Source organism: Paraliobacillus sediminis (genome assembly GCF_003426055.1).
In genome coordinates this window covers 649,157-669,871 of sequence record NZ_QJSI01000003.1, presented here as the reverse complement: position 1 = coordinate 669,871, position 20,715 = coordinate 649,157, and the positions used below count along the sequence as shown (strand labels likewise).

24 protein-coding genes and 1 pseudogene are annotated in these 20,715 nt (G+C 38.7%); 9 read left to right on the top strand and 16 right to left on the bottom strand.

All coding sequences use genetic code 11. From position 1 onward, the window contains the following. Positions 1–12: 12 nt before the first annotated feature. From D2K60_RS16045 to D2K60_RS16015, 7 genes are all read right to left on the bottom strand, one after another. Positions 13–510: an LURP-one-related/scramblase family protein gene (locus D2K60_RS16045; protein WP_117169434.1), complete on the bottom strand. Its 498-nt coding sequence runs from the start codon at positions 508–510 to the stop codon at positions 13–15. Positions 511–809: 299 nt separating this feature from the next. Further along, positions 810–2,453: an FAD-dependent oxidoreductase gene (locus D2K60_RS16040; RefSeq protein ID WP_117169435.1), complete on the bottom strand. Its 1,644-nt coding sequence runs from the start codon at positions 2,451–2,453 to the stop codon at positions 810–812. Between the two features lie 41 nt (positions 2,454–2,494). Further along, positions 2,495–2,776 carry an adhesin gene (locus D2K60_RS16035; protein WP_117169436.1) on the bottom strand — a complete coding sequence of 94 codons (282 nt, stop codon included), beginning with the start codon at positions 2,774–2,776 and terminating at the stop codon, positions 2,495–2,497. A 21-nt stretch (positions 2,777–2,797) separates the two neighbouring features. Further along, positions 2,798–4,549: an arsenical pump-driving ATPase gene (arsA, locus tag D2K60_RS16030; RefSeq protein ID WP_117169437.1), complete on the bottom strand. Its 1,752-nt coding sequence runs from the start codon at positions 4,547–4,549 to the stop codon at positions 2,798–2,800. A gap of 14 nt (positions 4,550–4,563) precedes the next feature. Next, on the bottom strand, positions 4,564–4,914 hold the full coding sequence (arsD, locus tag D2K60_RS16025) for an arsenite efflux transporter metallochaperone ArsD (protein ID WP_117169438.1): 351 nt from the start codon (positions 4,912–4,914) through the stop codon (positions 4,564–4,566). A 16-nt stretch (positions 4,915–4,930) separates the two neighbouring features. After that, on the bottom strand, positions 4,931–5,971 hold the full coding sequence (gene arsB, locus D2K60_RS16020; protein WP_205418590.1) for an ACR3 family arsenite efflux transporter: 1,041 nt from the start codon (positions 5,969–5,971) through the stop codon (positions 4,931–4,933). A gap of 48 nt (positions 5,972–6,019) precedes the next feature. Beyond that, positions 6,020–6,364, bottom strand: a complete 345-nt coding sequence (locus tag D2K60_RS16015) for an ArsR/SmtB family transcription factor (protein ID WP_117169440.1) — start codon at positions 6,362–6,364, stop codon at positions 6,020–6,022. Positions 6,365–6,592: 228 nt separating this feature from the next. On the opposite strand from D2K60_RS16015, the gene D2K60_RS21030 reads away from it, so the two are divergent. Then, on the top strand, positions 6,593–6,856 hold the full coding sequence (locus tag D2K60_RS21030) for an ArsR/SmtB family transcription factor (protein WP_338048379.1): 264 nt from the start codon (positions 6,593–6,595) through the stop codon (positions 6,854–6,856). A 403-nt stretch (positions 6,857–7,259) separates the two neighbouring features. Then, complete coding sequence (locus tag D2K60_RS15995; RefSeq protein WP_338048360.1) at positions 7,260–7,463, top strand: thioredoxin family protein; 204 nt, start codon at positions 7,260–7,262, stop codon at positions 7,461–7,463. 136 nt (positions 7,464–7,599) lie between these two features. On the opposite strand, the gene D2K60_RS15990 is transcribed toward D2K60_RS15995, so the two are convergent. From D2K60_RS15990 to D2K60_RS20760, 4 genes are all read right to left on the bottom strand, one after another. Beyond that, the gene (locus D2K60_RS15990) at positions 7,600–7,926 is read right to left on the bottom strand and encodes a type II toxin-antitoxin system PemK/MazF family toxin (RefSeq protein ID WP_117169441.1); all 327 of its coding nucleotides are present in this window, start codon (positions 7,924–7,926) and stop codon (positions 7,600–7,602) included. Beyond that, positions 7,927–8,205, bottom strand: a complete 279-nt coding sequence (locus D2K60_RS15985) for an AbrB/MazE/SpoVT family DNA-binding domain-containing protein (RefSeq protein ID WP_117169442.1) — start codon at positions 8,203–8,205, stop codon at positions 7,927–7,929. A gap of 756 nt (positions 8,206–8,961) precedes the next feature. Continuing rightward, a complete protein-coding gene (locus D2K60_RS21370) occupies positions 8,962–9,198 on the bottom strand; it encodes a CPBP family intramembrane glutamic endopeptidase (RefSeq protein WP_420818830.1) in 237 nt (78 codons plus the stop codon). 705 nt (positions 9,199–9,903) lie between these two features. After that, positions 9,904–10,494: a hypothetical protein gene (locus tag D2K60_RS20760; protein ID WP_162880734.1), complete on the bottom strand. Its 591-nt coding sequence runs from the start codon at positions 10,492–10,494 to the stop codon at positions 9,904–9,906. A gap of 186 nt (positions 10,495–10,680) precedes the next feature. Between D2K60_RS20760 and D2K60_RS15970 the strand changes: the two genes are divergently transcribed. Together D2K60_RS15970 and D2K60_RS15965 are read left to right on the top strand one after the other, a co-directional pair. Next, positions 10,681–10,872 (top strand): hypothetical protein, encoded by a 192-nt coding sequence (locus tag D2K60_RS15970; protein WP_117169445.1) that lies wholly within the window; start codon positions 10,681–10,683, stop codon positions 10,870–10,872. 22 nt (positions 10,873–10,894) lie between these two features. Then, on the top strand, positions 10,895–11,176 hold the full coding sequence (locus D2K60_RS15965) for a hypothetical protein (protein ID WP_117169446.1): 282 nt from the start codon (positions 10,895–10,897) through the stop codon (positions 11,174–11,176). A 99-nt stretch (positions 11,177–11,275) separates the two neighbouring features. Here D2K60_RS15965 and D2K60_RS15960 read toward each other — a convergent pair whose 3' ends face one another. From D2K60_RS15960 to D2K60_RS15945, 4 genes and pseudogenes are all read right to left on the bottom strand, one after another. Beyond that, positions 11,276–11,866 (bottom strand): chorismate pyruvate-lyase family protein, encoded by a 591-nt coding sequence (locus D2K60_RS15960; protein WP_117169447.1) that lies wholly within the window; start codon positions 11,864–11,866, stop codon positions 11,276–11,278. A 45-nt stretch (positions 11,867–11,911) separates the two neighbouring features. Beyond that, positions 11,912–12,727, bottom strand: a pseudogene (locus tag D2K60_RS15955) (bifunctional 3-deoxy-7-phosphoheptulonate synthase/chorismate mutase); the annotation flags it as partial. Between the two features lie 73 nt (positions 12,728–12,800). Next, the gene (locus D2K60_RS15950) at positions 12,801–13,928 is read right to left on the bottom strand and encodes a phenylacetate--CoA ligase family protein (protein WP_240335276.1); all 1,128 of its coding nucleotides are present in this window, start codon (positions 13,926–13,928) and stop codon (positions 12,801–12,803) included. Positions 13,929–14,063: 135 nt separating this feature from the next. Then, positions 14,064–15,410: a phenylacetate--CoA ligase family protein gene (locus tag D2K60_RS15945; protein ID WP_117169450.1), complete on the bottom strand. Its 1,347-nt coding sequence runs from the start codon at positions 15,408–15,410 to the stop codon at positions 14,064–14,066. A gap of 632 nt (positions 15,411–16,042) precedes the next feature. Between D2K60_RS15945 and D2K60_RS15940 the strand changes: the two genes are divergently transcribed. From D2K60_RS15940 to D2K60_RS15930, 4 genes are all read left to right on the top strand, one after another. Continuing rightward, positions 16,043–16,726, top strand: a complete 684-nt coding sequence (locus D2K60_RS15940; protein WP_162880718.1) for a tetratricopeptide repeat protein — start codon at positions 16,043–16,045, stop codon at positions 16,724–16,726. A 12-nt stretch (positions 16,727–16,738) separates the two neighbouring features. Further along, a complete protein-coding gene (locus D2K60_RS20755) occupies positions 16,739–17,251 on the top strand; it encodes a tetratricopeptide repeat protein (RefSeq protein ID WP_240335277.1) in 513 nt (170 codons plus the stop codon). A gap of 88 nt (positions 17,252–17,339) precedes the next feature. Next, positions 17,340–17,522: a hypothetical protein gene (locus D2K60_RS15935; protein ID WP_117169451.1), complete on the top strand. Its 183-nt coding sequence runs from the start codon at positions 17,340–17,342 to the stop codon at positions 17,520–17,522. Between the two features lie 234 nt (positions 17,523–17,756). Continuing rightward, positions 17,757–18,539 (top strand): alpha/beta fold hydrolase, encoded by a 783-nt coding sequence (locus tag D2K60_RS15930; RefSeq protein ID WP_117169452.1) that lies wholly within the window; start codon positions 17,757–17,759, stop codon positions 18,537–18,539. 182 nt (positions 18,540–18,721) lie between these two features. On the opposite strand, the gene mtnK is transcribed toward D2K60_RS15930, so the two are convergent. After that, complete coding sequence (gene mtnK, locus D2K60_RS15925) at positions 18,722–19,927, bottom strand: S-methyl-5-thioribose kinase (protein WP_117169453.1); 1,206 nt, start codon at positions 19,925–19,927, stop codon at positions 18,722–18,724. 579 nt (positions 19,928–20,506) lie between these two features. On the opposite strand from mtnK, the gene D2K60_RS15920 reads away from it, so the two are divergent. After that, complete coding sequence (locus D2K60_RS15920; RefSeq protein ID WP_338048378.1) at positions 20,507–20,674, top strand: thioredoxin family protein; 168 nt, start codon at positions 20,507–20,509, stop codon at positions 20,672–20,674. Positions 20,675–20,715: the final 41 nt, after the last annotated feature.

Here is a 20,715-nt window from a genome sequence, read left to right as displayed (position 1 = left end):
CTCCGTTATAATCTAATTACCCGCACTTGCTGCTGCGGAATTTTCTTCTTGTTTGACAAAATCAATCGCGATAACTAATGAGATAATAATATGTTCTAGTGACTCGTCTTTAACGCCCACCTCATAGCTATCGCCCCAAGTAAACCATTTTTCGTTTACTTGACCTACTACTTCACCATGGCTGACTACTTCAAATTTTTTGTCCCACCAGTCACCATGCACTTCAATACCTCGACCTTCTATCTGATAGCGTGATTTAAAAAAAGAAAACTCCTTTTTGATGGTAACTACCTCTTCGCCATTAACCTCAACGAAAAATGTAGGTAAAAAACTAAATACCTTTTTTGTTATCGTACCAATTTCATTATCAGATGTGTCTTTGATTGTAAAAGTCTTTGGAATGGAAAGAAAACTACCTTTTATCAGATACTTATCTTGTTCAAATTCGTTCTTTACAGTGAAATTTCCGCCCAAACTAAATACTTTCTGCTTGATATACAGCTTGCTCATATAATCCTCCTCCCATAATAGTTATGAAGCATCCTATTATATAGTCTTTATACGATATGTTTCATTTCATAGTTCATTGCTAATTTTCTGCTGCAATGTTAATGAATTTTTCACCTAGAAAACCATTATTACTTCTTTCGACAAGAAAGGTTAAATTCCTTCTAAACTAGTAAGAAACTTTTGTTATTCTCAAAACATCAAAGGAATCTCCTATTTTTAATCTACTAATTTAACACAAAAAAGTAGGAAGACAACAATCATCTCCCTACTTTCATTCTAACAGTGCGATACCAAGATTATTATAATCCCTTTTTAAAACTCTGGTAATTCTTATTTCCACCAGAAAGGTTAAATACGTCTTTAAAGCCACTATTTCGTAATACGTTTTGCGCTGCATTACCTGTGACACCCTTATTACAATATGTTACTGTTGGCAAGTTTGGGTCTAGGTCTTTAGCTTCTGAGCGTAATTTTGCTAAAGGAATATTGATTGCTCCATCTACGTGACCTGTTTCGTATTGCTTTGGTGATCGTGTGTCAATAATTTGAAGTGATTCCCCGTCATCTGTTCTAGCAATTATTTCTTGTGGCGTGATCAATTTATTTTTCTTATCGATAGCATTTTGTAGTGCCATTCCTGTGTACATAACAGGGTCTTTCGTTGTACTAAATGGTGGTGCATATGCTAAATCTAAGTGGAATAGATCACCCGCTGTTGCTTTAAAAGAAATTGCTGTTACAAATACGTCGAGTCGCTTATCGACACCATCTTGTCCAACGATTTGCACACCTAAAATGCGGCTTGTCTCTCTATCGGCAATTGCCTTAATGACTAATTCTTTTCCCTCAAGATAATCTGCTCGTGATGGTTTAATATTATGAAGCACTTCTGGATCATAACCTGCAGCTAACGCTTCTTTTTCACTTAATCCAGTATAACCAACAGCCAGATCAAACACCCGTAAAATTCCTGTACCTAAAATACCACGATGTTCTAAATCTCCACCCGTGATCACATCACCAGCAATACGACCCATCTTGTTTGCAGTGGACCCTAGTGGACGATAAATCGACTTTCCAGTAACAATAGAAAAGCTTTCTGCCACGTCACCAACTGCATAAACACCTGGAATATTGGTTTGCATTTTATTATTCACCTTAATTGCACCACTACTGCCTAGTTCAATGCCTATTTCTGCAGCAAGACTAGCGTTTGGTTTCACACCGGTTGCCAAAAATACAATATCTGTATCAATCACTTTACCATTTTTGGTTTCGACTGTTTTTTCTGAGATTGCAGCAGCTTCTTCATTTAACACTACTGTTACGTTGTGCTTTCGTAAGTGCTCTTCTACTCTGTACGCCATATCTTTATCCAAGTGCGGCATAATTTGATTACCACGTTGAATAATTGTTACTTCTAATCCTTTATGCTTTAACTGTTCTGCCATCTCGAGTCCAATAAAGCCAGCACCGATAATGGTAGCTTTTTTCGGTTTGTTAGCCTTCATATAGGCATCAATTGCAACTGCATGTTGAATCGTGCGTACATGAAAGACATGATCGTGATCGACACCTTTAATGGAAGGTGTTGCAGGTGTCGCACCTGTTGCAAAAACTAACGTGTCATAGTTATCTTCCTTTATTTCATTGGTATCTAAATTTTTCACGGTTACTGTTTTCTTTTCTGGATCAATTGTTGTAACCTCATGTCGGATATGAATGTCAACATTGTAGCGTACTTTAAACCAAGGGGCGCTTCTTGGTGTTAACGTATCTACCTCATCTACTTCGCCACCTAAAAAGTAAGGAATGCCACAAATAGAATAAGAGATATCATAGTCTGCGTTGTATAATGTGATTTCAGCATTTTCATCATTTCTACGTGCCTTTGCAGCAACAGAAGTACCAGCTGCAACAGAGCCAATAATAATTATTTTCATAATGTTACCTCCAAAAATTCATTTGCATGTCGATGCTTGCGTTAGCAACATTGGTCCATGCCTAATAATACAAATTGTGTTCCATCTGACGTTTCTTCATCGTCTAAGGTTAAACCTTCTACTGCATCTTTTATATCCGGATCAATAGCCACTTTGATACCATTAATTTCTTTAATCGTGTCTGTTGCCTCTGGTGCATCTATCGAAATTCCTATCTGTGGTCCACAGCATCCAGATTCCATTGCATAAAAACGCATACTATCGACATTTTTTTCAGTGAATATGCCCTCTAATTTTATCTTTGCCTTTTCAGTTATATTCATTTTACATCCTCCTGAACGCTTTTAGTTTGTCATATTAATATTTACGTCTTTCATCCATGGAATAAGCGCACAGCTTTCTGCTAATTCTGTTTGCACTTTGCTTATCCACTGTTTTTCAGTTGCTGCACGTGCTTGCAAAATGGTATCGGTTGTACCAGTTGCATAAAAACTTCGATTAATAACCCACCACTTCGGAACGATTTTCGCTCGCTTTAAATCTTCTTGTAAGCGTGTCGCTTCAAATACTGGTGTTGCTTCTGGCAACGTGACAATTACTACGCTTGTTTCATCAGGATTCCGCAAACGTGGTAACAATTTTTTAACACTTGCTGGTACATCTCCTGTCGAACGTGTCATTTCTTTATGATAGGCTTCTGATGAATCTAGTAAAAGTAACGTATGTCCTGTTGGCGCAGTATCAATCACAATAATTTCCTGTTCGGCCCCATCAACCACTTCAGCAAAGGCACGGAAAACTGCAATTTCTTCGGTACAGGGTGATGCCAGGTCTTCTTGTAGATAAGCGAGCTCTTCTTCGTTCAAATCACCCGCAGCAGTAATAACTTGCTTCTTATACTTTTCCACTTCCGCTTCTGGATTAATACTACTCACAGTCAAATCTCTACTAATTTCTCTATTTTGAAATGTATAATCTAGGTGTGCTGCTGGATCAGTCGTTGTTACGTGTACTTTATGTCCTTTCTCAATGAGTCCAACTGCAATTGCTGCAGCCACCGACGTTTTTCCAACGCCACCTTTTCCCATTGTAAAAATAACACGCGTATTATTTATTGAAAATTCCTTGATCAGATCTTTTAATTCAGCTAACGGCTGGAGCTTTATATCTGGTATTTCTGTTTCTATTTTAGCGGATAAATTATCACCAACAAGTTGGCGTAAGCTGTCAATTCCAGTTAACGAATAAGATACATATGGAACTGTTACTATTTCGATCTGTGTTAATTCTTCTGGCATTTGCTTTAATGCTTCTTGTTGTCCTTGATAAAAGTGGTTTGCGATAGTATCTGTTGTGTCGTGTGTTTGTAGTAGCCCATTAATCAGCAAAAGTTGCTTTTTAATTCCGATCGCGCGAAGCTCTAGAGATGCACGATTTGCTTCAACTAATGTAGCTAATTCTGGCCTTGCTACTAACAGTAAGGTCGTTTTTTTAGGATTAGAAAGTGATTGAACTGCTTTTTCATACATCGCTTTTTTATCTCCAAGTCCTGATAACGGCCCTAAACAGGATGCACCATGCGTACTTTCATTTAAATATCCAGTCCAGGCAGTTGGTAAAGCTAATAAACGAAGGGTATGACCCGTCGGCGCTGTATCAAACAATACATGATCAAATTGATCGAATAAATTATCATCTGCAAGTAAATGCGAAAACGCATCGAATGCTGCAATCTCTACTGTACATGCACCGGATAGCTGTTCCTCCATTTGATTGATCACAGATGCTGGCAGTTTGTCGCGATATGGACCAACTGTTTTCTCACGGTACGCACTAGCCGCTTCTTCTGGATCAATGTTACTAGCAAATAAATTTTTTACAGTTGGAATTGCAATCGGCTCACGTGTTAGTTCGATACCAAATACGTCCTGTAAATTAGAAGCGGGATCCGTACTAACAAGTAATACTTTCTCCCCCTGATCAGCAAGTGCTACCGCTGTTGCACAAGCTATTGATGTTTTCCCTACCCCACCTTTTCCAGTAAAAAAGATGAAAGGTGTTGCGACATGATTTGTTGGCTTGTATTGTGTGTACATTTAGCAGTCATCCTCTATATTAGATTTAATCGAATCCGTGGTTTCTCTGTTAACTCGTCTGGATTAACATCAAGCCACGCTGCGAATTCCTCATTTGTTGGATAGTCACTCGCTTTTACAACACGACCATCTAACAATGTAATTGGAAGTGCGTCGACGCCTTTTTCTTGGAGGACTTGATTGACAATATCATTCTCTGCAAAAGCTGCTGGATCATTGGCTAAGTTATAGCGTTTGATGTTATTGCCCTTTTTTTCAAGCGAATAAACTGCAGAAGCAACGCGTGTTAAATTAGAATCTGCACTTGGCCCACAAACACCTGTTGAACAACACATCGCTGGATCAAAAATTTCTATCTTATGCATATCAAAAACTCCTTTTTTATGAATTAAGTTTTTCCTTACTTGGAAACCAATGTTTCGTATTATTCGCAATCTTCACTAACACCAACATCACAGGTACTTCAACGAGGACACCAACAATTACTGCTAATGCAACTGGTGAAGTAACGCCGAATAATGCAATTGCTACAGCGAGGGACAGTTCAAAGAAGTTAGATGCGCCAATCATACCGGCAGGAGCAGCAATTGTATGATCGATCTTCAATTTCTTCGCTGCTAAATAGGCAATAAAGAAGATAAAAAATGTTTGAATCGTTAAGGGAATCGCAATTAATACAATGTGTAACGTATTATCTAAGATAATATCGCCCTGGAAAGAAAAGATAATAATTAATGTAAGTAATAACCCACCAATCGTAGTGTTATTGAATTTCGGTAAAAATTGATTTTCAAAATGGTCGAGCCCTTTACGCTTAATCATTGTAATTCTCGTAATAACGCCAGCTGCTAACGGTACAACAACAAACAGTACAATTGATAAGAATAATGTATTCCATGGCACCGTAACACCACTTACGCCAAGCAAAAAGGCAACAATCGGTGTATAAGCGAGCAAAATAATTAAATCATTAGTAGCTACTTGAACGACAGTATAAGCAGGATCACCTTTTGTTAAATGACTCCAAACAAATACCATTGCCGTACATGGTGCCGCACCCAAAATAATTGCTCCAGCCAAGTATTCTTTCGCTAAATCAGTAGGGATAATATTTCCGAATACAACATAAAAGAAAAATGCAGCAATGCCGTACATCGTAAATGGTTTGATTAACCAATTTACAACCCAGGTAATATATAGTCCTTTTCGATCTTTACTGACATTTTTAACACTCTGGAAGTTCACCTTCATCATCATCGGATAAATCATTACCCAAATTAGAATTGCAATTGGAATAGAAATTTCCGCATATTCAAATTGCCCTAAAAATTCAGGAATTGCTGGTATGAAATTCCCTATCATAACGCCTACAACCATGCAAAGTAATACCCAAACCGTTAAATATCGTTCAAAAAAGCTCATATATTTACACTCCTTGTTAATGAATCATTTAATAAATAATAATTTCTACTAACAACATGTAATACGTGTACCTTTTTCCTCTAATTCTTTTAATTTATAATCTTGATCAGGTAGTTGCTTGATGATTTGTTCGATAAAACAATAATACGGATTCTCTTTATTAATCGAGTAAAAGATCCACTGCCCACTTCGCTGCTCTTTTACTAAACCGACATCTCTTAATTTACGAAGATGTTGGCTAACCGATGGTTGGCTCATGACAAAGATTTCAACAAACTCACAGACACAACAATCATTACGATCAAGAAGCTTTACCATCGTAAGACGTGTCTTATCTCCTAACAATTTTAAAACCGCTGCTGCTTTTTCCATTTCAATCACAGTTTGTAACATAATAAAACATCTCCTTTCATCTGTATATTAGTGTATAACTATTTACTTATATAAACAACGATATCAGCCAAAATTTACAATTACTTAATAAAGTTGTCACAATTAAAACTCCAAAACTAGAAAAGTAGTTGTATATTATAAATTAAGGAGTGTGGTCGTATCAAATCTACCGTAAAATCAACAGATGAGGCAAAAAACATTGTAATTTAATCAGAACTACTCGTACCTATACTACTTGATGATGCGCAAATAAAAGAAAAAGCGGATTTTTTTAAAGCATTAGGAGATGAAACAAGAATACGGATTATCGGGATGTTATTGATTGATAATCTTTGTATGTGTGAAATTGTTGCTGGCTTAGATGTACCGACATCCACCATCTCGCACCACTTAAAAATATTAGAAAGAGGCAATGTGATTGAGTCGCAAAAAGAAGGAAGATACACCGTTTACTATTTAAATAAAGATAGCGTTCTACTATTTATCCAATAAACGTTTCATTCATTTAAAGAAAGAAGGAAATACAATGGGAAATTTTTCGTGGTTAAATGACCAAGTCCTTAGAATGGAGTGGCTCTCAACTAGTGTTCGTTTATTAGTTGAGACTGTTTTTCATTTTTCTTTGATGAAAAACTAGGTGGGAGTTTGCATTTCTTTATTTATGACACAATCAAAATTTTTATCTTAATGTCGGTTTTGATATTTGGTATTTCATATCTACAATATGTTAAGTAAAGTCGTTAAACCAAAATTATTAGCTGTATTTATCGCGATCATAACAATTGGTATTATAATTATTGGCTACACATTCAACGCTTTAGATTTCCTGTTTTAATAGGTTATTATATAATTTTGAGGAGATGTTTCATATGATTATTAAAGTATTAGGTCATGGGTGTGCAATTGCAAAAAATTAGAGAAGAACGTTCAAGTTGCTGTGAAAGAACTTGGATTAGATGCTTCGATTAAAAAAGTAACCGATTTTAAAGAAATCTCAAAATACGGTGTAATGAGCACTCCTGCATTAGTTGTTGATGAAGAAGTAAAAGTATATGGTAAAGTAGTAAAAGCGCAAGAGATCAAAACCTATCTTAGGTAATGTAAAGATTACGTGCGCGTTCAGTTAATTACCGCACTTAAACCAGATTGATAGCTGCTTGATAGAAAGTGAATTTTTAATTAGTGGGGGTTTTAATCTCAGCTCTGAAATCACTATTATTACTAATAATTCGTTTTCATAAAAAGGTATGTATAAGCTCTAAACAATTATTTACAGTTTCATCTGGAGCCTTTCCCTTAATATCGATTTTTCTCGCTTTCCAGTCTAAACTCTTAACTTGATCTGTTAGTACCACCCCATCGATAGCCAGACCATCAGGTAAGGCTACCTCAAAGGGATACCCCTTGACTTTGCGTGTGGTGGGACAAACCACAGCAAAACCTGTGTGCTGATTAAACAAGGCAGGGGATAAAACAATCGCTGTTCGCCTTCCTTGTTGTTCATGCCCACTCTGCGGATTAAAATCTAAATAAACTAAATCTCCTCGATTTGGTATTTGCATTTATAATAATTCCTTTCCTACACTACCACTATCCACTTCTCTATGCTGATTTTCAGGAGTGATTTGATTAACTAAATCTTTTAAAGTTGGCTTCTGGTTCTTAGACTTCAACGTTGCTGTTATACCTTCTACTGTAATCTCTATTTCCGAACCCTGCTTTACATGAATTCTTTTTGCTACATCACTAGGGATACGAATGGCTAGGCTATTCCCCCACTTTTGAACTTTTGTATTCATACGGATCACACCCTTATTTGGATTGTTTTCGTTTGATTCCATTTTACCACCTCCAAGTTGGAATGTATACACTTAGTATATACATTGACCTATAAGATGATGCGTACTTTACCAATAAATTCACTTTTTTTCTAAGAAAATTAAATAGAAGAACCGTCCCCTGCTTCCGTCATTTAATACCCATAAATAATGTGTGTGAGACATAATGTACGATAAAAACGAATGAGGCTGAGAAAAAATTAAATAAAAAATAAAAAGTTGCACCTTTTCAACGCTTGGTTGTAGGGTGAAACTTTTTGATAATTATTGTAATTTTAACCTTAATATCATCGATCCTAATCAAGAAGAAACAAACCTTAGGCGGTGATATGGATACCGGAAACGTTAGCTTGTTTTGGGTATTCACTATATTTTAATTCAAAGAATGCCTTGACTGAATAATCCAATGCCAGGGAAAGGGCTATGCCAATAAAAATTAAGTAGATAAAATATTCACAATATATAGCCAGAACGCCAAATAGCATAATAATGATTGCAGTGCTATATCTGCTCCATTTGCCAACCTTACGATGTAAATCATTTAGATATCAAATCTTTATTTCGTTCAATTATCCTTTTATTTAAGTATATCTTTTCACATACTTACCCTTACAAACTTTTTTACTCCTTTTAGAGGAATAAGAATCTACTTTGTTTTGGAAAATTTCTCATCTATGCACAAATATAATCCCAATATCCACCTTTAACTCACAATCATGCCACTAAGCACCATCAACGCATTGAAAAACACATGTCATATCATTGCCGGAATGATACTTTTGGGTTCGACTGTAATAGCTCCGAAAAAAAAACGCCTATACTAAATGCTAGGCAGCTAATCCAAAAAAAGCCAAGGTAGTAATGTTGCAGCCCAAATCCAATGCTCGTTAGCACGATGGCCCATCGATTACCGAAATTTTCAGAAAAATTGCTCAACAAAAAGCCTCTCCATATCATTTCTTCAAGCGTTCCATTCAGAATGGAAAAAATGATCATGACCCCCCATATTTCCTGGAAGAAACTAAAGCTATGATTCAGTATAAATGGCAGAAAAGCCATAAAATTTAACATCATCGCCATACAGAGAAAGACACTTACCTTCGTTTTAAGAAAGCCGGCCCAAATGGACGGATTACGAACCAGCTCATCCCAGTGCGGTTTCTGCCAGTAGTACATAAAACGAAGTAAGTATGAGGAAAAAAATCGATGGGGCCAAGACAACGATCAGTGACAACCTATTGAGTATAATCCGGGATTCATCCTGATTGATGTCTGCAAGCCAATTCGAAGTTATATAACCATAAACAAAGAACCCCATTCCGAAAGCCAGTATAGTCAAATCAAAATATCTCATTGTTTTTTCGAAGAAGCTAAGTCCTGCAGCTATTACCCAGGCAATCAACAACAGATAGTTCTCTAATTCTAAAATAATTAAAAGTGCAACAAATAAGCTTAATGCTGCCAAATTTCGTAAAACAGTGGCTGGAAAGTAATGTATCTACTTCATCAATCGTCAAGCTCCTTCATTTATTTCGATATTAGGATTATTAGCATGTGTTCAAAAGTCGGTAAATTAGGAGAAAGCAGGTCGAGACGCCAAAGCTTTTGATGACCAGTGTGAAGGTTTTCCCTAAATGAGGACCGGAAAAATGAGCCTACGAAGAGATGCGCCGTTTATCATTGGTGACTTTTTAAAAGCCATTATTTGCGCTTTCTTCTATATAATTTCTTTTTACTCATGCTTCTATTATTGCTATTTTGTTTATTCATTGGTTCCTTATCTACCCTCACATCTTTTCTCTCTTCTGTTTCTTCTTCTGTTTTCACTTTCATTTCTTCTGTTTTCACTTTCATTTCTTCTCTCATTTCTTCTGTTTTCACTTTCAATTCTTCTCTTATTTCTTCTTTCATTTCTTCTGTCTTCACTTTTATTTCTTCTCTCATTTCTTCTTTCATTTCTTCTGTTTTCACTTTCATTTCTTCTCTCATTTCTTCTTTCATTTCCTCTTCAGTTTTCTCTTCTGTCTTTTCATCTCCACCCTTTTCTACTCTCTTCTTAATTATATTCACTGTGGTCTTAACCAAATCTTCTACTGGTATCTTCTCGATTAAGGTTTCAAGCGAAAACCCTCCCTCAATTGACAACTCTTTATTTTCATTATTCTCCATTTTATCTAATTCCTCTTTAATAAATTGCTTCCACTCTTCATCCTCTGTATTATTTGTATTAGTCGTAAATTTTTCTTCTTCTTTGCCCTCTTCAGAGTTTACTTCGCTGTGTAATTCATCCATTTTTTGAAAACCTCCTTCTGTATGTTTGATGCGCATTTTTTCATTTCAAATCTCTACCTATTGTATGTGAATTATCGCTATTCGTTTGGACTGAAGTGGATTTTATCAAATATAGTCTACTACCTACAGAATCTGGGATATATAATCATATACTGAACTAGAATGAAAAGGCAGAGGTGATATAAAATGAATAGAAAAAATTGGGCTATCGGTGATAAGCTCTTATTCGGCCTAGGTTTGAGTTTATTCGGCTTACTTCTTTTTGTACTTGTGGTGGGAGTTATCATTGCGTTAGTAGCAGGTTGGGGAGAAGAAAAACAAACACGAATTAGCAATAGCATTCCGATGCAGGATAAAGAGAATACACTAAGGGAGTGAACATGAATGGGGGTGAAGCAGTTTGGATGAAAAAAAAAGTAAAACGTTTGAGAAAATGTTTAAAACGTTCCAGCTTGGAGCTAGTTACTTTTCCGTGAATTATATGAGAGCGGTGAAAAAAGGAGCAAATGTCGCCGAGAAAGAAATCCTGAAAGCAGCAGAAGATCATGATCAACCTGTTGAAGTCATGGCAAGAAAATTGTTTAAAGCCATAAAGCTTGGTGTTCTGCGTGCAGCTGAAGAAATGCTCCTTTTCGGAATCAATTTGATTGAACAAATGAAAGGCAAATCGAACAAAAAATAAAAATATCTATTGCTAATCATTCTTGGCCGAAATCATTATATGGATAAACAATGACTGGCTCTAAGGAAGATCTCTCTATCCTATAGAATCAGTCATTGCTCAGTTACTTGATTTATCTTTGCTGATCTCTTGCAGTAAACGTTGTTCGATAATGTTCGGATGGTAATATTCGAGCATCTCAATTCCTGGTTTACTACCGAAATACAAGTCGTATCGTTTGTAAGGAACCTTTTCATGCAGATCAGGAAAATGAAGACTGATTGGCTGTTGGAAAAGATCAACCGATTCCTCTTCGTTGACGAATCCCGAGTCTGTCACCTTGCGGAATGAGCGTATACCAAGTGAGTTGATCGCTTTGCCAATTCCTTTCTGACGATGTGCAATGCTTTCAAACAAAGCAGAAGGTACATGCTTGGCATATACTAGAGCAATGTTATGGGATACGACAAATCCACTTTTTTCACCGATTAGTACCGATTCTCGGATATAATTCGGAGTGCCGGAAGATTCACCGATTAGCTTTAAATCCTCTTCATTGATTTGTTTTTGTCTGATCACTTGCACCTTTACTTGCTCGTTCAACAGTATTTCCAAAAAATCCGTTGTCCGTCCATCCGTCACTAATAGTAAGTCTAGCAACAATGCTTGTAAAATCTTCGATGCTTTGTGCTCAAATTGGGAATCTTTCATACTCTCACCTCCATTAAACCTATTTGTCAGGCTTATTGTAGCGGCTTAACGGTACAAACCAGAATCGGTTATGCCGTCCCAAAATATTTGAAACTCCTCCATGTTGAGTTGCTGTTTCCCATCGGAAAGAGCGTTTGCAGGATCTGGGTGTATTTCTACCATAATCCCATCTGCCCCTGCAGCAAGTGCCGCCTTTGCACATGGTAAGAGAATATCTTTTCGGCCGGTGGAATGACTGACATCCACGAGCACTGGAAGATGGGTTTCTTGCTTTAAAATAGGAACAGCAGAAATATCAAGGGTATTTCGGGTTGCTGTCTCAAAAGTACGGATGCCGCGTTCCATTAACATCACCTGATCATTCCCATAATGCAAAATATATTCTGCTGCTAGCATAAATTCCTCTAAGGTGGCAGAAAGCCCACGTTTTAGTATTACAGGCTTTTTCGCTTGCCCGACTGCTTTCAGTAAATCGAAGTTCTGCATGTTACGTGCGCCGACTTGAAAGATATCGATGTAAGGTGCCGCTATATCGATTTGATTGGTACTCATAATTTCGCAGATTGATACCAATCCGCTTTCATCCGCCACATCCTTCATCATTTTTAAACCTTCTTCCCCAAGTCCTTGAAAGCTGTAAGGGGAGGTTCTTGGCTTGAATGCTCCACCTCGCATGACCGTTAAACCCGATTTCTTTAGCGCAAAAGCAACTCTTTCAAGTTGCTCTCTCGATTCTATTGAGCAAGGGCCAGCAATCAGCGCATGGGCCCCACCGCCAATTACCGTTTGCCTCACTGTGATAATAGTATCCTCGCTTTTATGGTCACGGCTTACGAGAAGTGAGTTCTTTTGTTGTGATTTATCACTCAAGGTTAACATCCTTTCTTTTTTTAATTAGACTTATCAAATCTTCCTGACCACAACTCTGTATCTATTAAGCATCAGTACTTCGTTTTCTGATATAAAGAGGCTTTGTTGATGGCTTGTTATCCATGAGACTAACACGATCTAGCATTGACGTTATTTCCAATGTGATCGGAACTTGGAGTTGAGAGGATAAGAGAGATTGGACTTCTTCCTCCGACCATTTATCGACTTCATGCGAATCTAGTAATACGTGCAATCCTCTTTCTTGTTCTATTACTTGCCACGCAACCGGAATAGGAGACAACGAATATATCGCTTCCTGAATATCATTCGCATCCAGAATGATATCTTCAAAACAGATGCGTTCCCACCTTCTTCCATAATGAGTCAGCTTCGCTCCAGTCCGACCGCATGGACATATACTTGAATCTACAGAGATGATATCCTCGTTATAATAACGCAGTAGAGGCGAACCTTGATGGGACAGGGTCGTTATCACCGCAAATCCTTTTTCTCCATAAGGAACAGCGTTTGTACCTTCCTCATTCAACACTTCCACAACAAAATCTTCATCTACAATATGCATGTTGCCATGCTCACACATTGTCGCAATATTAGCTGTTTCTGTTGAACCGTACATATTAAATACTGGTACACCCCACAGCTTTTCTATATGCTGTTTACGCTTATCGCTCATTAATTCACCAGCAACGCATATGGCACGCAGAGTAGGAAAATCCTTACTTAGATCAGCACCACTTAGTCGAGCCACTTCAGCCAGCAACTCCATCTCTCGCGGCAGTCCTGCCAAAACCGTGACAGCAAGTCGTTTGATCATGCTTATTACCTTGGGGTAAGGAGTCACTACCGTACGTCCACTAGCTGGAACAACTCCTGCTCCGGTCTGCAAGGCTGCCTGTTGCATTAAAAAGGCAGGTAATGCCAGGGCATAAGGGAATCGGACCAGCACAAGATCTTCAGATATTAAACGGACACCACATTGTTTTATCTGTCTTCCACCAGTTACCAAATCCTCTTGCGTAAACCAGGAGGCCGAGGGCTCCCCAGTTGTTCCAGTTGATTCGTGATATTGAGCTATCTCCTTCCTATCAACAGCAAGGTGACCGAAAATTCCAGCTTCTCGCAAATCCTGTTTTGTTGTTATCGGAAGTGTCTGGATGTACTGAAGCCCCATGTCTTGTTTGGGCGAGTGTAATAATTTCCGCTTGTATAGAGGAGAATTTTGAATGCGAGCATATAGCTCCTGGAATTTTTTCGCCCTCTCTATATCGATGTCACTCATAAAGGCACTCCTTTCTCTCATTTTTTTCTACGTGAACACTCTTTGTGCTTTGCCGAACGTTCGAGGAATATCATCCCTGATAACTACTTCACAATCGATACCAATTCGATCAGCCATATGTTGCTTAACCTTTTCTGCCAATTGATCGTCACTCATTTCTGTCTTGAACTTCTCGGCTTCAATAGTTAACTCTCCTTGATTCATCTTAAAGTGATACCATAAGCCTACTTCTGGAAGCTCCATGAGAAAATGCTCGAGCATGAAAGGAGAATAATCCGTTTCGCCGATGCGTAGCATGTGTTCCATTCTACCCCTTAGTTGGAGAACGTCCATTGTGAGACCGCAATCACATTTTGATTTTTGTAAGACACCGAGATCTCCTGTCCGATAGCGTAACATTGGCATTCCTTCACGCAGTAGCGTTGTGACAACGAGTTCTCCTGTTTTCCTATAAGGAAGCACTTCGCCTGATTCAGGATCAATGATTTCAACCTTTACATGTCCTTCCATGATGTGATACCCATTATGCTTACTGCATTCTACACCGATTACTCCACACTCAGTGGAACCGTAGAAAAAAGAGACCTCACACCCCCACCATTTTTCCAGCCGATCACGGAAAGTGGACGAACATCCTTCGCCTGTTAGCCAAATTTTCTTCATGCGAATATCTTCACCGATTTTGATACCGCATTTCTCACTTTCTTCTATCAAAAGTGCTGCATAAGAAGGAGTTGTCGCAAGGACCGTTGCTTGATATTCCTTCATTAATTCCAGCGACTTATCGATAGGGGCCATATAACCGCCCTTGCCAAGGGATAAAACTGCTGTACCAAACGCAAATTGGTATAAACGCTGAAAGCCAAGGCCTGGCAGTGCAAATTCATATGGCAATGCAATGGCAGCGACATCATCGGCAGATTCTTTAAATAATTCCAAATATTTAGGTAATAAATCGTACACATACTGATCAGCCAAAGTATAAGCGGTATATGTTGGTTTACCCGACGTACCACTCGTAAGGTGAACTTGGCCTATTTCTTTCGGATCCACACACAATATCTTCTCTTTATCACCTCTAATCACATCTTTATTTAGTATTGGTACGGACGCTAATTGGGCCAGGTTATTAATTTTAGGTTCCGTGAACCCCTTCTCTTCCAATCTCGAACGGTAGTATTCATTATTGTCCCACAGATGAGCAAGTGTGGCGTTTATAGCTTTTAACTGATAGTCTTCTATTGTTTCACGAGGAAGCTTTTCAATCGTTTTCCCTTGGTCATCTAATTGCTTGAAAAATAATTTAAATTGTTCGAGATGGGATGAATGTTCATCAATGGAGACAGTCATCTTGTGAGTTTGAACCTTTTTCATTTTCATCCTCCATTCCATAAGTTTTTTATGACTATAGGAGCATCAATACTTGTGCCAACCTTGTAAGATGCTTTGTTCCACTTTGGTAACATTAACTACCGAGTTAAATATGCAGTTACATTCCTTTTATTTCACCTATCAAACCATTCAATCTACTAGTTTTTTGACACAATTTGAATGCTGGTTTAGCTCCTTTACTCATTATAAGATGCAAGAAAAGTAGATTTTGATTGAGGCAAACATATATTTTTAAAAAATAAGGCGTTTCATAAAGACCGTTCATTCATTTCAATCATCTATATCGTAGCTAGTGTATAAAGCTATTATTCTAAGAATATCTCACATCAGTTGTCCATCCTTGATTTTAGATCAGAGTGACCTATGTTTGATTTGGAAGGTAGTAATGAAATTTAATAAAGGAAGAATACTATGTTATGTATAGACGTAGATAATAAGGCGGATACACATTCATTTTTATAAATTATACATATTATAGCTAGCATATCTTGTTTTTAAAGAAAGGATGGATTTATGTTGTTATTCAGATTGGTGAAGATTGATTCCGACAGCTGTTCGGGAATGACATTATTTAAGGATCGAATCGGGTTTTTCGTTAGGAGGATGAAATTAATATGATAATAAGTGACACGCACATGAAGCAATTTGAGGAAGGGAAAATGCTTATTAAGAAAGGCGGAGATGGAGATGAAAACGCGGTGAATAAAGCAAATGAGATTTTTTCAAAGCTTCACAAAGCCTCTCCAGATAATGCTCTTATTGAAGCCTATTACGGCACGACCATGTTGCTAATCGCTCGAAATAAGATATCACCGTTAAGTAGATTAAAGGAAACGACAGCAGGAATGAAGATTCTTGATGAAGCAGTAAGTGCCGACCCTGAAAATAGCAGGATCCGACTGTTACGAGGCAGGGCCGCATATAGGTTGCCTGAAAAGTATTTCCAACGGACCCAAACCGCGATTGAAGATTACACATTTCTCATCGACCGGGAAATGCAGAAAGAAGATTTCCTTAATACCGAAAAATATTTGCAGGTTAACTATGAGCTTGGAGAGGCTTATAGCCGAATAGGTCGTAATCAGGATGCAACTATGTGCTGGAATAATCTAATTAACGAGACTCAGGACACTGATTTTCTGCTCCTCCTCAAGCTAAAGCTTAGGTCTGTGGAAGGGAAACTAGTTGTTGAGCATAACCCTAACTCCGAGAGCCCCATATCAACTTTAATAAGAAGGACCATTCACGCCACTGGAAGCGAGATCATACACTTGATGGATGGCAAACATTTTCAATAGGAGGTGATAGAATTGGCAGGTCAGAGGGTTGACATGAATAAATTCGAGGAAGCCAAAACACAACATAATCAAGGGGTTGACGGGGACAAAAAAGCGGTGATAAAAGCAAACGAAATGTTCTTAAAGCTTCGTGATACTGATCCTGATAATGCACTAATTGAGGCCTATTACGGCAGTACTCTAGTTCTATTAGGTCGGGATGCAGTTAAAATTCTGGAAAGAGTGGATAAGGTGGAAGAGGGATTAGACGTATTGAATCGGGCCGTTTCTTTAGACTCAAACCATAAAGAAATTCGGCTGTTGCGCGGGAACATTTGTGTGAGGCTACCTGAATCCTTTTTCCAATGCTCGGAAACGGCGATCGAGGATTTCACTTTTCTGCTTAACCACTATAAAAATAATTCCAACTACCTAACAATAAAGCAAATACAACTAGTACTGCGAAACCTAAGTACAGCTTACCAAAATGCAGGTAAACCAGATAAAGCAAAATCAACATTGCAGCGTCTAAACAATTGGAACTGAAGCAAAAAAATTCATAAGAAAGAGAGCTAGAGCAGGAATCATCCCCCTTATCCGAGCAAATCGCAGGATCTGTAAGGAGATTAGGCATATGGCAGTCTTAAAGGGGATCTATAACGGAGTAAAGAATGAGATCGATAATTATTCCCATGTCACTATAAGAACCGGGACTACTGACGCCTGCAAACAGCTTGCAAGTATGACAAGCGATGAAGAGAAATTGAGCAGTTTTCAATTAAACAACAATGTTACCGACGCCTTGAAAACTGGCTAAGAAGGACAGAAGCGCCTAAAAACAGGCTTGCCACAGCAACAGAATTCGCATATGCGCGATACGAAAAATCTACTAAAAAAATAACATAGGACTTCTATGAGGAAAGGCTCAAGCCTTTATTAGGCTGTAGATCTTTCCTTTTCATCATAAATATATTTTTTTAACAGAATCTATTAATCTTGGATATTGTTCACATTAGTGACAAGAGATTACGAAACTGGAGAGTGAGTAATTTTGGAAAAAATATTTGTCAACGGTATAAACATTTGTTATCAATCGATCGGGGAAGGTTTTCCTTTGATCGGACTTACAGGAAAAGGCAGTAACATGGACTGGTGGAATCCGGCAAACAAGGCCGCGTTAAGTGAAAGGAACAGGTTCATCATGCTCGATCATCGCGGTACAGGCCGGAGTGACGCTCCGACAGAGTCGTATGACATTTCAGATATGGCTAACGATGTCATTGGGCTAATGAACGCGCTTGATATCGAAAAGGCACATATTTTAGGCCAGTCCATGGGGGGAATGATTGCACAGGAGCTTGCAATCGAAAATCCCACCCGCGTGTCGAAATTAATCTTATGTTCCACGACCTGCGGGGTCAAACGTATTCGGCCTTCTTTTCGGATGATCAAGTTGCTGATGCGAAAGAATGCTCACAATACCTCACAAGACATGCTAGATATGCTTTACTCCAAAGCCTATATCCAGGAGAATCCGAGCTTGATTGCTTCGTTCGTGAAACAGATGCAAATCGCTCCTACGAACCCTAGAAGCATGGAGATTCATCATAATGCGAGTAAGAACTTCGATTCGTACCATCGGCTTGGGCAAATATCGGTACCAACGCTTATTATACACGGCGAGGAAGATTGGGTCTTCCGTCCGGAGCATGCCAAGACTCTGAACCGTCGTATTCCAAACTCCAAGCTGATTTTATGTCCATATGCGGGACACGGTGTCTTTTCACAGGAACGTCACAAGGTGTTAGAGGAAATCCAACGTTTCATAGATTGATTTACAAAAAGCCGACTCTTATTGATTTTGAATAAGAGCCGGCTTTTCATTCAGTCCAACATTGTGCCATGTCGTTTGAACTGTTTCTCCAAAACGATACCTGCCAACCTTCTATGAGAATCTGCTGAACTTCTCTATTAATATTGATGTATTCCTAGAAACAAAAATGGATGACGTAGTCTTTACTTTACAACTTTTAAAGCGATATCCAACACTTCCTTAATAGAGTGGGCGGATCGGTTCCGTTTAATTAGCGCCACACCAATTTCCAACGCGGTTCGCTGTGCTCGTTCTCGGGCAGCCGCATCTTTGATGTCGTCGATGTCCGCGACATGGATATAACCATAGACGCGGCACAGCATTAACACCCCGGCAAATCCGATTGTATCCTGAAGCAATTTTGTCACATAAAAATCCTGATATCCAGGTGTATTTACCAACCGGTCGGCGGCATACCCGTTCCACAGATCGCGGAACTGAGATTCGAATTGTGTCCATAAATCGTTCACGGTATCCAGAAGGTAGCGGCGATAATTGGTTCGCTCCCTCGCATCCGTGCTCCAGCCCTCTTGGCCTGAATAGTTCAGCAGCACATTGCCGATAAGCGTTCCGATATCAAAGCCTATCGGACCGTAAAAAGCAAATTCGCGATCTATGACTTTTGTAGAATCCGACTTGATGAATATATTATCTGTATGCAAATCTCCATGCAGCAAAGCTTCTGCTTTCGTGAGAAATATCTCCCTCAGAAGCGTGACCTCAAGATGCAGCTCCTTATCCTCCCAAATACGCACAACGCTATCACGGATATGAGGTTCGACGCTATTCAACCGGGACTTTGTAAAAGGAGCGTATAAGATGAGGTCCTCGGTGATATTGCAAAGCTCAGGATTGATGAACGATTTCACCCGCAATTTCTTCTCCTGTTGATCCATGGCCAGGTCCGAGGTGAAGAACATCGTCTGCGCTAAAAATGATCCGACATGCTCGGCGAACAACGGAGCACGGACCTTCTCCATCAGTCCGCGGCGCATAACAGTGTGATCGCTCAAATCCTCCATGGCGATTAACGCCAAATCCGAATCGTACGTGTAAACCTTTGGCGTCTGATCAGGACAGATCTCCCCATTAATGCGCAATGCTTCGTATTCAATGCGTACTCTGTCCAACGTCAAAGGTACTGATTCACCGACCATCTTGAAATAAGGAAGTGCCTGCTTTAGAATTAAGGATCTCCCTGATGCTTGGTCCCATATATGAAACACATTGTTAAGATTACCATCACCGATATCCCGCAACTTGAGCTGTGCACCATCCGGGAATATCTCCTCGATGCCTTGTGCATACGCAACCGCTTCCGCTTGCGTTAAGGTGTGATAATTTGTCATTTCTGGATCCCTCCGAATACCGATTATTATTTAGCATAAAAAATGGAGCACGGACTGGAGCTGTTCCCTGATGGCAAGGTCATATTGACGCACCTGTAATGCCGGCGGATTGGCGACAGCCCGTTAAAATATAACGTAAACTTGTTCTCGATATGTATTTATATGCTGAAAATATATGTATTGTGATTGGTCCCAATCCTAAGATACACATACATTTATAACTTAAATCTTTATTTGGTTTCCTTGATTTCTAAATTAAAGTGGAGGCAATCTTCTGATAGAGTATTTGTTTTGTATCTCTGGAATCTTAAAAAAGGCTATCGGCACACTGAACAATTAACAGAGTCCATTTATACAGAAACAATGGACTTATCGAAGGTGAAATTCTTGTTGCATGGCTAGCGCTTAAGTAAACTAGGTTATTTTTTAGTGAATATCGGTGTCACCAAAGCGTTAATTGAATAAGAAAAACGTCCCTATTTTTGTGATAACGTACAATTAGAACCGTTCCCTGCTTCCGTAAAAATTTTGAGGAGATGTTTCGTATGATTATCAAAATATTAGGTCCAGGGTGTTCAAATTGCAGTTAAGGAACTTAGATTAGATGCTTCGATTGAAAAAGTAACCGATTTTAAAGAAATTGCAAATTATGGTGTCATGACTACTCCTGCACTAGTTGTTGATGGAGAAGTAAAAGTATATGGTAAAGTAGCTAAAGCGGAAGAGATCAAAACATATCTTCAATAAATGGAACATAACAAAAAAACAGTCGTGCGCTTATTAACTTG